The following is a 9,182-nucleotide window of genomic DNA, read 5'->3' as shown; positions in this document are numbered from 1 at the left end:
CGGCAGCCGCGCCTGGCTCGCCGCCCTCCCCCTGCTGCTCTTCTTCGTGATCGGTTTCGGCCTGCCCGCCGTCGCGATCGCCATCGGGGCGTTCACCACCTCCTCCGACGCCCCCGACGGCGGCGGCGCCTTCACCACCGACAACCTCACCGGCTCCCTCCAGGGCGCGTACTGGACCGCCCTGTGGGGCAGCGTGAAGCTCTCCCTGCTCACCGCCCTGATCGCCACCGCGGTCGGCCTGCCGCTGGCCCAGGCCGTGGCCACCTCCCGGTTCCGGGTGTTCCGCGAGGCCGTGATGTCCGCCTCCGGCGTGCTCGCCAACTTCGGCGGCGTGCCCCTGGCCTTCATGTTCGTCGCCACCCTCGGCAACTCCGGTGAGATCACCAAGCGCTTCGGCCTCACCCGGCACGGCTGGAACCTCTACACCTTCTCCGGCCTGTCGGTGGTCTACCTGTACTTCCTCGTCCCGCTGATGGTCATCACCATCACCCCGGCCCTGGAGGGCCTGAAGGTCCAGTGGCGCGAGGCCGCGTACAACAACGGCGCCACCGTCCTGCAGTACTGGCGGCACGTGGCGCTGCCGGTGCTGGTGCCCTCGCTGCTCGGCGGCTTCGTGCTGCTGTTCGGCGCCTCCTTCGCCGCGTACGCCACCGCCGAGGCCATGGTGGGCAGTTCGGTGCCGCTGATCTCGATGCAGATCGGCGACGCCCTGTCCGGCAACGTCCTGGTCGGCCAGGGCAACCTCGCCCTCGCCCTCGGCCTCGACATGATCGTGGTCGCCTGCCTGGTGATGGCCGTCTACCTGCCCCTTCAGCGCCGGAGTGCCAAGTGGCTCGCCTGATCGATCGCATCCGTTTCGGCCGCGGCCTGGTCCTGCTGATCTGCGGGATCTACTTCGCGGTGCCGATGGCCGCCTCGCTGTGGTTCAGCATCGACGACAACAAGGGCGGCACCACCTTCCGCGCCTACACCGAGCTGCTGAACGCCCCCGGCTTCACCGACAGCCTGGTGCTGAGCCTCGAACTGGCCGCCGTCACGGTGGCGGTGCTGCTGCTCCTGCTGGTCCCCGCGGTGCTCGCCGCCCGGCTCGGCGCGCCGAAGCTGCGCCCGGTGATCGAGGTGATGTGCTCGATGCCGCTGGTCGTCCCGGTGGTCGCGCTCACCACCGGCATCATCGGCGTGCTGCGCTGGGGCCCGGACTACCTCCAGGACACCCCGCTCTTCCAGACCATCGTGGCCATCCAGGACCCGAAGTTCCCGATCGTCCTGGTCATCGCGTACGTGCTGATGGCGCTGCCCTTCGCCTACCGGGCGATCGACGCCGGGCTGCGCGGCGTGGACGTCGCCACCCTGGTCGAGGCCGCCCGCAACTGCGGGGCCGGCTGGCTGCGCGCGGTGTTCACCGTCGTCCTGCCCAACCTGCGCAGCGCGCTGCTGAACGCGGCCGTGCTCACCGTCGCCCTGGTGCTCGGCGAGTTCACCACCGCCTCCATCCTCGGTTTCACCCCCTTCTCGGTGTGGATCAACTCCAACGGCAAGAGCGACGGCCAGATGTCCGTCGCGGTCTCGATGCTCAGTCTGCTGATCGTCTGGCTCGTCCTGCTGCTGATGTCCGCCGCCGGCCGTGGCCGCAAGGCCGCCCGGTCCTGATCCGACCCCCCTTTGCCATCCAGGAGTTACCAGCCATGACCACGGCCACCGCCCCCGCCACCGGCAAGGCCCAGGCCGCCGGCGGCGCCACCGTCGAGTTCCGCTCGCTGCGCCGGTCCTTCGGCGCCACCACCGCCCTCGACGGCCTGGACCTCACCGTCAACCCGGGCGAACTGCTCGCCCTGCTCGGCCCGTCCGGCTGCGGCAAGACCACCGCGCTGCGCATCCTGGCCGGCTTCGAGCAGCACGACTCCGGCGAGGTGCTGGTCGACGGCCAGGACATCACCGCGATCCCCGCGCACAAGCGCGACGCGGGCATGGTGTTCCAGTCGTACAGCCTCTTCCCGCACCTGACCGCACTGGACAACGTCGCCTTCGGGCTGCGGATGCGCGGCACCGGCAAGGCCGAACGCCGTTCCCGCGCCCAGGAGTTGCTGGAGCTGGTCGGCCTGCCGCACCGCGCCGAGCACTACCCGCACCAGATGTCCGGCGGCCAGCAGCAGCGCATCGCGCTGGCCCGCGCGCTCGCCCTCCAGCCGCGCGTCCTGCTGCTGGACGAGCCGCTGTCCGCGCTGGACGCCAAGGTCCGCCTCCAGCTGCGCGAGGAGATCCGGCGCCTCCAGCAGGAGTTGGGCATCACCACCCTGTTCGTCACGCACGACCAGGAGGAGGCGCTGTCGATGGCCGACCGGGTCGCGGTGCTGCGGGCCGGGAAGCTGGAGCAGTGCGCCACCCCGTCCGAGCTGTACGGCCGCCCGGCCACCGCCTTCGTCGCCGAGTTCGTCGGCACCATGAGCCGCATCCCGTGCACCCGCACCTCGGACGGCGTCGAGGTGCTCGGCCGCCGGCACGCGGTGGACGGCGAGATCCCGGCCGACGGCGAACTCGACGTGCTGGTCCGCCCGGAGAACGTCACCCTCACCCCGTCCGCGACCGGCCCGGCGCTGGTGGTCACCGCGTCCTTCCTGGGCGCCGTCTCCCGGCTCACCGTCCGCCTGGACGACGGCACCGAGGTCAAGGCCGACCTGCCCACCGAGGCCGCCGCCGCACTGCCGGCCGGCTCGCGCGCCGACCTCACCCTGCCGGAGCGCCCGGTACTGGTGGACCGACGCGTCGCCTGAGAGCCTGAACCGCCCCGCACGTCATCTGATGAACCACCGAAGGTACCGCCATGCCTGAATCCCCCGCACTCCCCTCGGCCGTCCTGTTCGACATGGACGGCACCCTGGTCGACACCGAGCAACTGTGGTGGCAGGCCGCCGCCGAACTCGCCGAGGAACTGAGCCACCCGCTCACCGACCGGGACGCCCCCGAGGTGCTCGGCCAGGCCGTCGAGCACACCGCCGCCCACCTGCACCGGGTCAGCGGCACCACCCTCACCGAGGCCGAACTCGCCGCCCGGCTGGGCGAGTCCTTCGCCGGCAAGGTCGCCGCCGAGACGGTGCCGCGCCCCGGCGCGCTCGCCCTGCTGGCCGCGCTGCGCGAGGCCCGGGTGCCCACCGCGCTGGTCTCCGCCTCCCCGCGCCGGGTCGTCGACCTGGTGCTGTCGGCCATCGGCCGCGACTGGTTCGCCGTCACCCTGGCCGCCGAGGACACCGTACGCACCAAGCCGGCGCCCGACCCGTACCTGGCCGCCGCCGAGCGGCTCGGCCTGGACCCGGCCGCCTGCGTCGCCGTCGAGGACACCCCGACCGGGGTCGCCTCCGCCAACGCGGCCGGCTGCGCGGTGCTCGCGGTGCCGTCCACCGCCGCACCGATCCCGGACGGCGACCGGATCACGCTGCTGGACAGCCTGGAACGGGCCGACCTCGCCCTGCTCGGGAAGCTCAGCGCCGCCCCGGCCGTTTGACAGCCACATGCCCTACCTCCTGCTCGCCCTCGCCATCCTCAGCGAGGTCTGCGCCACCAGCTGCCTCAAGCTCACCGAGGGGTTCACCCGCCTCTGGCCCAGCCTGGGCGTGGCCCTCGGCTACGTCCTCTCCTTCCTCCTGCTCGGCCGCGCCCTCAAGCACATACCGGTCTCGATCGCCTACGCGGTCTGGTCGGGCGCCGGGACGGCGGCGGTCGCCGGGATAGGCGTGCTCGCCTTCGGCGAGTCCCTGGGCCGGTTGCAGTGGCTCGGCATCGCACTGGTGATCGCCGGAGTGGTCGTCCTCAACCTCAAGGGCAGCCACTGACCAACCCGTCGATCGAGCCCGAACGGCCGGAGTGGAACGTCGGATCCCCCGACGTCCCACTCCGGCCGTTTCGCGTTCCCTGCGCCCCGCCGCATCACGCAACAGGACGGGCGGAGCCCGGGGAAGGCCCCGGGCTCCGCCCGTCCGAGAAGGCGAACTAGCCGAGCAGCCCAGGTAGTTCGGCCACGGAGCCGAGCACATGGGTGGCCCCGTCGGCCCGCAGCCGGGCCTCGTCGTGGGCCCCGGTGAGCACGCCGGCGACGACCGAGGCGCCCGCCCGGGTGCCGGTCAGCATGTCGTAGCCGGTGTCCCCCGCGACGGCGATCTGCCGCACCGAGTCGGTGCCCGTGCGCAGCAGCGCGGTGAGCGCGAGGTCCGGGTACGGGCGGCCGCGCCCGGCCTCGGCGGGGCAGAGGGTGAGGTCGGCGATCGACTCCCAGCCGAGGGCGGCGAGGATGCGGTCCTGGGTGGCCCGGGAGAAGCCGGTGGTGAGGACCACCTTGCGCCCCTGGCCCCGCAGTTCGGCGATGGCCTCGGCGGCGCCGGGCAGCGCGGCGCAGTGCCCGGCGTCGACCAGGTCGTGGTAGGCGGCCTCGAAGGCGGCGTTGGCCCGTTGGGCCTTCTCCTCCTCGCCGAACAGGTGCCGGAAGACGGAGATCTTGGACTCGCCCATGGTGGCGCGCACGTGGTCCAGCATGGGCGCGAAGCCGGGGCTGCCGGCCTCGACGCCGAGGGCCGCGGCCGCGGCGGTGAAGGCCTGCTCGACGAGGCCGTCGTCGGCCACGGTGGTGCCGGCCATGTCGAGCACGACCAGTCGGATGTCGGTGGTCACAGCAACGTTCCTTACAGGTTCGCGAGTTCGGCGGTGGTCTCGGCGATGGCCGGCGAGCAGGTCATGCCGCGCCCGCCCGGGCCGGTGACCAGCCAGACGCCCTCGCGCACGCGCTCGCGGTGGACCACCCGGGTGGAGTCGAGGCACTGGGCGTACACCCCGGCCCAGCGGCGGCGGACGCGCGGCAGCGGGCGGCCGAGAAGTTCCTCGACGACGCCGGTCAGGTGGTCGTACGGGTCCTCGACCACGTCGAAGCCGAAGGGCTGGTCGTACTCGTGGGTGTCGCCGATGGTCAGTCCGCCGTCGCGGCGCTGCACCATCAGCAGCTGCATCCTGTGCTCGGCGGCGACGGGCCGCTGCGGCTGCGTCTCGCGCAGCCGGTCCAGGGCGGTGCCGGCGAAGGCGGGGTAGTAGCGGAAGCTGTCGCCGTCGGCGACGGAGGTGGTGAGGGTCTCGCCGAGCGGGTCGGTCTGCATCATCTGGAGCCGCACCCGGCGGACCGGCAGCTCGGGAGCGAGCTCGCGGACCAGGCCGCCGAGCCAGGCGCCGGTGCACAGGATGACCAGGTCGCCGGTGTGCACGTCCCCGTGGTCGTCGCGGACGGCGTTCTCGCCCACCACGTCGCGCACCTCGCGCCCGGGCAGGAAGGTGTAGCGGCCGGTGGACTCCAGGTACGCGCGCAGCGCGGGCTGGGCGGTGCGCGGCTCCACGGCGGCGTCGCGCTCGCACCACAGGGCGCCGAGCAGCTTGCCGCGCAGGGCCGGGTTGGCGGCCCGGGTCTCGTCCGCGTCGAGCAGCCGGTAACCGCGCACGGCGGCGTCGGGCAGGGTCAGCGCCTGCTCGGCGACGGCGAGTTCGGCCTCGGTGCGGATCGCGGTGAGCGAGCCGTTGGCCCGGAAGCCCAGCGCGGGGACGCGGGCTCCGATGCCCTCCCACAGTTCGCGGGCGCGCAGCGCGGTGTCCAGTTCCTCGCCCTGTGCCCGGCCGCTCACCCAGACCAGCCCGAAGTTGCGCACCGAGGCGCCGCGCGCCTCGCTCTCGCGCTCCAGGTGGACGACCTCGTGGCCGCGCTCGACGGCGTGCCAGGCGTGCATGGTGCCGAGCACGCCTGCTCCTACGACGATGACTCTCATGCGGCCAGGGTGGTGCGCCCAGGTGTCCAAGGGGCATCCTGGCGCCGTCCCGCAGATGAATCACCCGAAAAGTTGTACATACAACACACGCTACAACCGGACCACCCGCGCCCGCAGGTAGTTGCGTCGCCCGAAGTTCGGTTCGTCCACCGCCGTCAGCTCCTCCACCTGGAACCGGTACAGCGCCGCCGCCCCGCCGCCGGTGAGGTACTGCCGCCGGACGTCCTCGTCCTGCGCGAAGGCCGGGTACCGGCCCTGGTACGCCGCCAGCGCCGCCTCCGCCTGCCGCCCCCAGGCCTCGCTCGCGCTCCCGGTCAGCTGAAGCCCCCGCAGCTGCTCGCCGAACACCGGCGGCGGCAGGAAGACGGTGGCGGCGGCCCGGGCCTCCTCGGCCAGGTGGTGGCTGTGCCGGGTCGAGCGCTCGCTGACGAAGTACAGGACGAGTTCGTCGTCGTACGCGAAGAAGGCCAGGTTGGCGTGCGGCCCGTGCTCGTGGCCGGCGGTGGCGAGGGTGAGCACCATGGCCTCGGCGAGCAGCCCCTCGACGCCCTTGTGCAGCAGGTCGCCCGGCCAGTCCCCCTGCGTGATGTCGAGTCGGTACGGCATACGGCACTCCCTCCGCTGGCACGCCCGGTGCCTTCGCGCCCCGAGCACGACTGAGCCGGGCGGGCGCCCCCGGAAGGGGCCCCACGCCCGGCTCACATGCTCCACCCGCCGTCCGAAACCGGACAAGGGGCAGAGGGATGACGGAATCAGTGCCGCTTGATCAGTACCGCTCGCGGAATCAGCGCTGCCGCGCCCCGTACGACGCGTACCCGCCGGTCACCACCGGCGCCGCGCCGGGGCCCAGCAGCGGGCGCAGCGCGCTCGAGCGCATCCGGTCCACCAGCGGCCCGCAGCGCCCGGCCAGCGGCGCCAGCACCAGCGCGACGAGGATGCCGACCAGCGCGCCGACCGCCACGTCGTGCGGGTAGTGCACGCCGACCCAGACCCGGGAGGCGGCCATCAGCGCCGCGAAGACCGTGGCGACGACGCCGAGCCGCCGGCCGACGAACCAGAGCGAGATCGCGGCCGCGAAGGCGATCACCGAGTGGTTGCTCGGGAAGGACCAGTCCCCGGTGCCCGGGCAGGTCTCCAGCGAGACGCTGCCGGGGATCTGGGCGCAGGGCCGGACCTCCTCGACCAGGCCCTTGAGCACGGAGTTGACGGCGTACGCGACGACCACGATCACCGGCGAGGCCAGCACCCTGGCCATCACGGCGGAGTCGGCGCCGCGCGCCCGCCACCAGGCGTAGAGCATGAAGACCGCGAACAGGCCGAGGCCGAGCGCCGACCAGACCTTGATCACGTCGTCCAGCCAGTGCGGCGCGGACTGCGCCCACCCGTTGACCCGGGTGTAGAGGCTGCCGTCGATACCGCTGCCGTCGTACACGGCGAGAGTCCGGGAGGACATCACATTTCACCTCCGAGACGGCGCGCCTTACGTGCGCGGAACACTTCGAGAACAATGGGGAGCACGGAGACAACTACTACCAGACCGATGATCGGCAGCAGGTAACGGTCGATGCTGGGGACCGAGGACCCGAGTCCGTACCCGGCCAGCACGACACCGACCGTCCAGAGCGCGCCGCCCGCGACCTGCCAGAGGGTGAACGAGCGGACCGGCACGTCGAGCACGCCGCAGAGCGGGTTCAGCACCGTCCGGACCACCGGGATGAACCGGGCGAGCACGATCGCCTTGCCGTGCCCGTACTTGGCCAGCAGTTCCTCGGCCCGCTCGACGCCCTCCAGCAGGCTCTTGCGCCTGGTGCGGCGCAGCAGCGCCCGGCCGCCGCGCCGGCCGATCAGGTAGCCGACCTGGGCCCCGACCAGCGCCCCGACCAGGGCGGCGGGCAGCACCTGCCACAGGTGCAGCTGCGGGCCCTTGGTGGCGCCGGGCACGCAGAGCAGGCCGGCGGTGAACAGCAGTGAGTCGCCGGGCAGGAAGAAGCCCACCAGCAGGCCGGTCTCGGCGAACAGCACCACGGCGATGCCGATCGCCCCGAAGGCTGCGAGCAGCGACGATGCGTCCAGCGGGTTCACCGCGAGGTGAACGGCCGGATCGGCGAGGAACTGGAGCAAGGCTGGCGGACCTCCCGTACGTTGGAGGGCGGTTCGCATCGGAACCCGCCCGGACCGTCTACAGTGACGTAGACGGTCTACATGACTGTAGACGAAAGCTGGAGGAAACGCCGCCATGTCCGACGTACCGTCCGCCCGCCGGCCCGCCGGGGAGCTGGAGGCCGAGGTGCTGGCCGCCCTCTGGTCGGCCCGGCAGCCGATGACGCCGCAGGACGTCCAGGCGGCGCTCGGCGGGGACCTCGCCCGCACCACCATCGCCACGATCCTGGCCCGGCTGCACGACAAGGGAACGGTCGAGCGCACCCGGGCCGGCCGCGCCTACGCCTACACCCCGACCGTCCAGGACACCGCGGGCCTGGCCGCCCGCCGGATGCACACCGAGCTGGGCCGCGAGGCCGACCGCTCCACCGTGCTCGCCCGCTTCGTCTCCGACCTCTCCGCCGAGGACGAGCAGCTGCTGCGCGACCTGCTCGGCGACGGCCACGGCACCGGACACCCCGGGGCGGGCCGCTCGTGATGCTCACCGTCTGGGCCCCCCTGCTGCTGCCCTTCCTGGCCGCCCCGCTGGCCCGCCGCCTCGCCGAGGCGCTGGCGCCCCGGGCCGCCGCCTGGCTGCTGGCCGGCACCGCCGCCGTCCTGGCCGGCGGCACCGTCTGCTCGCTCGGCCTGCTGGCCGCGGCCGGGCTGCTCCAGCTGCCGCCGGTCGCCGCTCTCGGCCACCTCTCGCTGCCCTGGCTCACCGCCGCCGCGCCCAGCGCCCCGCTCGCGGCCGCCGCGGCCGGCCTCGCCCTCGCCGCGCTCACCGCGCTGGCGGTGCGCACCGCCCGACGGCGGTGGCTGGACCTGCGGGCCGCCCGGGCCGCGCTGCCGACGCCGTCGGCCCCGCCCGTCTCCCCCGCCGATGACCAGCATCCGGACATGCGCCCCCTGCGCGCCTCCGTGCGCCGGGCGCGCACCACCTGGTGGCCGGAGCCCGCGGAGCACCCGCTCGCCGTACTGGACGACGCCCGCGCCGACGCCTTCGCCCTGCCCGGCCGTCTGCACCTCCCCGGCCGACCGGGCGAACCCGGCCGGATCGTGGTCACCTCCGGCATGCTGCGCGCCCTCAGCGGGCCCGAACGGGCCGCCCTGCTCGCCCACGAGCGCGCCCACCTGGCCGCCCGCCACCACCTCTTCCTCGCCCTCGCCGAGCACGCCGCCGACCTCCACCCGGCCCTGCGCCCGCTGCGCGCGCCCCTCGGGTACCACCTGGAGCGCTGGGCCGACGAG

12 protein-coding genes are annotated in these 9,182 nt (G+C 73.6%); 7 read left to right on the top strand and 5 right to left on the bottom strand.

Annotation, left to right across the window (positions count from 1 at the left end):
- The 5 genes from J0670_RS20760 to J0670_RS20740 form a co-directional block, all read left to right on the top strand.
- The coding region (locus J0670_RS20760; protein WP_207813139.1) for an ABC transporter permease subunit at nucleotides 1-841 on the top strand (841 nt) is incomplete at its 5' end.
- Nucleotides 841-1,650, top strand: coding sequence for an ABC transporter permease (locus tag J0670_RS20755; RefSeq protein WP_374223135.1), 810 nt, complete (start codon nucleotides 841-843; stop codon nucleotides 1,648-1,650). The genes J0670_RS20760 and J0670_RS20755, both read left to right, overlap by 1 nt.
- A 35-nt stretch (nucleotides 1,651-1,685) precedes the next feature.
- Nucleotides 1,686-2,771: an ABC transporter ATP-binding protein gene (locus J0670_RS20750; RefSeq protein ID WP_207813138.1), complete on the top strand. Its 1,086-nt coding sequence runs from the start codon at nucleotides 1,686-1,688 to the stop codon at nucleotides 2,769-2,771.
- A 50-nt stretch (nucleotides 2,772-2,821) separates the two neighbouring features.
- The gene (locus J0670_RS20745; protein WP_207813137.1) at nucleotides 2,822-3,499 is read left to right on the top strand and encodes an HAD family phosphatase; all 678 of its coding nucleotides are present in this window, start codon (nucleotides 2,822-2,824) and stop codon (nucleotides 3,497-3,499) included.
- A 7-nt stretch (nucleotides 3,500-3,506) separates the two neighbouring features.
- Entirely contained in the window at nucleotides 3,507-3,827 is a 321-nt protein-coding gene (locus tag J0670_RS20740; protein ID WP_207813136.1) for a multidrug efflux SMR transporter, read from the top strand.
- Nucleotides 3,828-3,984: 157 nt separating this feature from the next.
- Here J0670_RS20740 and J0670_RS20735 read toward each other — a convergent pair whose 3' ends face one another.
- From J0670_RS20735 to J0670_RS20715, 5 genes are all read right to left on the bottom strand, one after another.
- Nucleotides 3,985-4,659 (bottom strand): phosphonatase-like hydrolase, encoded by a 675-nt coding sequence (locus J0670_RS20735; protein ID WP_307806617.1) that lies wholly within the window; start codon nucleotides 4,657-4,659, stop codon nucleotides 3,985-3,987.
- A gap of 11 nt (nucleotides 4,660-4,670) precedes the next feature.
- The gene (locus J0670_RS20730) at nucleotides 4,671-5,792 is read right to left on the bottom strand and encodes a TIGR03364 family FAD-dependent oxidoreductase (protein WP_207813135.1); all 1,122 of its coding nucleotides are present in this window, start codon (nucleotides 5,790-5,792) and stop codon (nucleotides 4,671-4,673) included.
- Between the two features lie 90 nt (nucleotides 5,793-5,882).
- Nucleotides 5,883-6,398, bottom strand: a complete 516-nt coding sequence (locus J0670_RS20725) for a pyridoxamine 5'-phosphate oxidase family protein (RefSeq protein ID WP_207813134.1) — start codon at nucleotides 6,396-6,398, stop codon at nucleotides 5,883-5,885.
- Nucleotides 6,399-6,576: 178 nt separating this feature from the next.
- The gene (locus J0670_RS20720) at nucleotides 6,577-7,245 is read right to left on the bottom strand and encodes a phosphatase PAP2 family protein (protein WP_207813133.1); all 669 of its coding nucleotides are present in this window, start codon (nucleotides 7,243-7,245) and stop codon (nucleotides 6,577-6,579) included.
- Nucleotides 7,245-7,913 carry a DedA family protein gene (locus J0670_RS20715; protein WP_243437292.1) on the bottom strand — a complete coding sequence of 223 codons (669 nt, stop codon included), beginning with the start codon at nucleotides 7,911-7,913 and terminating at the stop codon, nucleotides 7,245-7,247. Before J0670_RS20715 ends, J0670_RS20720 begins: the two co-directional genes overlap by 1 nt.
- A gap of 115 nt (nucleotides 7,914-8,028) precedes the next feature.
- Between J0670_RS20715 and J0670_RS20710 the strand changes: the two genes are divergently transcribed.
- Together J0670_RS20710 and J0670_RS20705 are read left to right on the top strand one after the other, a co-directional pair.
- Complete coding sequence (locus J0670_RS20710) at nucleotides 8,029-8,430, top strand: BlaI/MecI/CopY family transcriptional regulator (RefSeq protein ID WP_207813131.1); 402 nt, start codon at nucleotides 8,029-8,031, stop codon at nucleotides 8,428-8,430.
- Nucleotides 8,430-9,182: M48 family metalloprotease (locus tag J0670_RS20705; protein WP_243437291.1), on the top strand; the 753-nt coding region annotated here is incomplete at its 3' end. The genes J0670_RS20710 and J0670_RS20705, both read left to right, overlap by 1 nt.

This window comes from Streptomyces sp. FH025 (assembly GCF_017427025.1).
In the GTDB taxonomy this organism is placed as follows: Bacteria; Actinomycetota; Actinomycetes; order Streptomycetales; family Streptomycetaceae; genus Kitasatospora.
Note: the sequence above shows the minus strand (reverse complement) of the source record. Positions and strands in the feature narration are given on the sequence as shown.

What these genes read in the sequence shown, in the direction of transcription:
- J0670_RS20750 (WP_207813138.1), top strand. Translation starts at nt 1,686, where the DNA reads ATGACCACGGCCACCGCCCCCGCCACCGGCAAGGCCCAGGCCGCCGGC.
- J0670_RS20745 (WP_207813137.1), top strand. Translation starts at nt 2,822, where the DNA reads ATGCCTGAATCCCCCGCACTCCCCTCGGCCGTCCTGTTCGACATGGAC.
- J0670_RS20740 (WP_207813136.1), top strand. Translation starts at nt 3,507, where the DNA reads ATGCCCTACCTCCTGCTCGCCCTCGCCATCCTCAGCGAGGTCTGCGCC.
- J0670_RS20730 (WP_207813135.1), bottom strand. Translation starts at nt 5,792, where the DNA reads ATGAGAGTCATCGTCGTAGGAGCAGGCGTGCTCGGCACCATGCACGCC.
- J0670_RS20725 (WP_207813134.1), bottom strand. Translation starts at nt 6,398, where the DNA reads ATGCCGTACCGACTCGACATCACGCAGGGGGACTGGCCGGGCGACCTG.
- J0670_RS20720 (WP_207813133.1), bottom strand. Translation starts at nt 7,245, where the DNA reads ATGTCCTCCCGGACTCTCGCCGTGTACGACGGCAGCGGTATCGACGGC.
- J0670_RS20710 (WP_207813131.1), top strand. Translation starts at nt 8,029, where the DNA reads ATGTCCGACGTACCGTCCGCCCGCCGGCCCGCCGGGGAGCTGGAGGCC.